Here is a 660-nt window from a genome sequence, read left to right as displayed (position 1 = left end):
AAGCTGGTGCCGCGCGCCTCGACCGCCGTGATTGACGCATATCTGACCCCGGTCCTGCGCCGCTATGTCAAACGCGTGCGTGACGGGCTGGGCAAGACCCCGCTCTATTTCATGCAATCGTCAGGCGGGCTGGCCAATGCCGACGCTTTCCATGCCCGCAATGCGGTCCTGTCCGGCCCGGCCGGCGGCGTCGTCGGCATGGCGATGACCGCGCGCGAGGCCGGGCATGACAAGGTGATCGGCTTCGACATGGGCGGCACCTCGACCGATGTGTCGCGCTTTGACGGCGATGCCTATGCCCGCTCGGGCCAGGCGGAGCTGGGCGGGCGGCTTCTTCGCGCGCCCATGCTGTCGGTCCACACCGTGGCGGCCGGCGGCGGATCGATTCTGGCGTTCGACGGCGAGCGCGTCCGAGTCGGACCGCGCAGCGCCGGGGCGGACCCGGGTCCGGCCTGCTACGGGCGCGGCGGCCCGCCAGCGGTTACGGATGCCAATGTGGTTCTCGGCCGGATCCAGAAGGACTGGTTTCCCAAGGTCTTCGGACCGGACAATGACGGCCCGCTGGATGTGGAGGCCGCGCGTGCGGCGCTATCCGAACTCGCCAAGGCGATGGGCGCCGAGAGCACCGAGGCCGCGGCCGAGGGCTTCCTGGCCGTGGCC

Annotated in this window: 1 protein-coding gene; it reads left to right on the top strand. The window is 70.6% G+C overall.

Features of this window, described 5'->3' with window-relative positions; all coding sequences use genetic code 11:
* Window positions 1-660 (top strand): hydantoinase/oxoprolinase family protein (locus V7702_RS16775; protein ID WP_335651214.1); only part of this gene is annotated, 660 nt, incomplete at both ends.

It is taken from the genome of Phenylobacterium sp. (assembly GCF_036963605.1).
GTDB lineage: Bacteria > Pseudomonadota > Alphaproteobacteria > Caulobacterales > Caulobacteraceae > Phenylobacterium.
This window is presented reverse-complemented; position numbering and strand designations above follow the sequence as displayed.